4 protein-coding genes are annotated in these 1736 nt (G+C 37.4%); all 4 read right to left on the bottom strand.

Annotation, left to right across the window (positions count from 1 at the left end; genetic code table 11):
• Positions 1 to 87: 87 nt before the first annotated feature.
• Positions 88 to 327 (bottom strand): hypothetical protein, encoded by a 240-nt coding sequence (locus O9332_RS12715; protein ID WP_012264323.1) that lies wholly within the window; start codon positions 325 to 327, stop codon positions 88 to 90.
• Positions 328 to 515: 188 nt separating this feature from the next.
• A complete protein-coding gene (locus O9332_RS12710) occupies positions 516 to 926 on the bottom strand; it encodes a type II toxin-antitoxin system VapC family toxin (protein ID WP_002750647.1) in 411 nt (136 codons plus the stop codon).
• The gene (locus O9332_RS12705; protein WP_002738017.1) at positions 919 to 1167 is read right to left on the bottom strand and encodes a hypothetical protein; all 249 of its coding nucleotides are present in this window, start codon (positions 1165 to 1167) and stop codon (positions 919 to 921) included. The genes O9332_RS12710 and O9332_RS12705 overlap by 8 nt, the downstream gene beginning before the upstream one ends.
• A gap of 150 nt (positions 1168 to 1317) precedes the next feature.
• Positions 1318 to 1464: a DUF4926 domain-containing protein gene (locus tag O9332_RS12700; RefSeq protein ID WP_288025863.1), complete on the bottom strand. Its 147-nt coding sequence runs from the start codon at positions 1462 to 1464 to the stop codon at positions 1318 to 1320.
• Positions 1465 to 1736 lie beyond the last annotated feature (272 nt).

Below are 1736 nucleotides of genomic sequence, written 5' to 3'. Positions count from 1 at the left end.
CTAACGATAAACAGGAAAATGTAGGGCTGTTTTTAGACAGCCAAGCAGAGATTAATATATTTGTATCAAAAACAACTACATAGGTCACTATTTTTCGTGAACGATTTCATCGATAAATTCTTCTCTCTCGTCTTCGGTCATGGTATCCCAATCATAGCCGCGTTCTTTGGCTACGATTCTAGCTCTTTCTGCTCCTTCATTAAATACTGGTTCCAACTGTCTCCACTGACTGAGAATGAGAATTTTATAAACTTCCCGTTTCTGGTCTTCGGGGAGTTGTTTGAATAAGTCGATAACTTGTTCATTGCTTAAGGTTAAGTTCGGCATAGGTCGCTTCTAGACAATAGCATGATTAATCAGTTTAACACGAGTCCTTAATGGAGAGGGTTTTCGGTTCGCCTACACCTTCCGGGCTTCGATCGGTTAGAATCGAGAAATTATCGGCCTAGAAAATCCTTTCATCTTCGCGCTTGCCGTAAAATTATATCTTTAACTAAATGGTGATCGCTAATTAATTATCGTAGTAAAGCTTGAAAACCTGCTTGAATAAAATGAACATCTGAAGTTAAAGCGTCGGTAATTTGATTTTCTTCCATAACAATAAAAGAAAAACAATCTACTAATCCCCAGCTTTTATCAGATCTTGATTCGTAGAGCTTTAAGCCTTTTTGAAAAAGAGTAGAAGTGATAGTAACAACGAATAAATTATCGGTTTGATAGCATTGCTTGATAAAGGCAGAAACCTTAGGACGATTGTAATGACTAAGAGCATTACCAACCTCCATAAAAATGGCTTCAGTAACCCAAACTGCTGTTGCATTTTTTACATAGGGGAGGAACTGCATAGCAATTTGATGATATTGATCATGAGGATTGAGAATTGCTTGGATAAAGACCGTATCTAAAAAAAGTTTGGACTTATTCATCGCTTATATTTCTTTTGGGAGTATCATATAAATAATGATCGTGTTCCCTTGACCAATCTTCTGGAGCTTCATAGGTGCCAGCCATTTCTTCTAACAGTTCCCAAGCATTTTTATGGTTATTTTCTAGTGGATCTTCCCGAGAAATAATTTGGATGATGTAATGGGTATTGGGTTCTAATTCAATCTTTTCTTCGGGACGGAAAACCATTCCATCATAACTAACTCGTAGATTTTTTATCATAATGGATTGTTGAGAAGTAATTCGATTACGGCCTACACAGTGCCTTAAGGCTAGTGTAACACACCCTCTCAACTATAACTGCCGTGCGATCGCACCCTCTTCTAGATGCCGATATTCTGCTAAAGATGGGAAAATATCAGTCCTGTAGAGTCAAGGTCGATCCTCGTGGGTGGGGAAACGGAGGGAATTTTCGGCCATGGTGACAACAGTAATCGTTTTTCCCAACCTATCGAAAAATTCGACACTATACCCGGTTTCTAATCCCTCGATTTGATGTTTTTCTACCAATGTCCCCACGTCTCCCACGGATAATCTTGCTTCGCGAATATCTTTTAATAAAATCCCATTGAGTAAAGTTCATAATTGATGGTTATTATTTCGAGTTAAGAAATCTAGAAAATCTTTTGCTTTTACGATCTGAATATTTTGATAAGCTAAAACGCACTTAAACCACCTAAAATAGAAATAGTAACTTGAGAAAAATCCTACTTATGCCAGCCAAAGATTTCCTAGACTTAGAAGAAAAGAAAAACTTACAAAAAGCTCTTAAAGAAGAAGAAAGAGCAGAG

Source organism: Microcystis sp. LE19-10.1B (genome assembly GCF_027530565.1).
Classification (GTDB): Bacteria; Cyanobacteriota; Cyanobacteriia; order Cyanobacteriales; family Microcystaceae; genus Microcystis; species Microcystis aeruginosa.
This window is presented reverse-complemented; position numbering and strand designations above follow the sequence as displayed.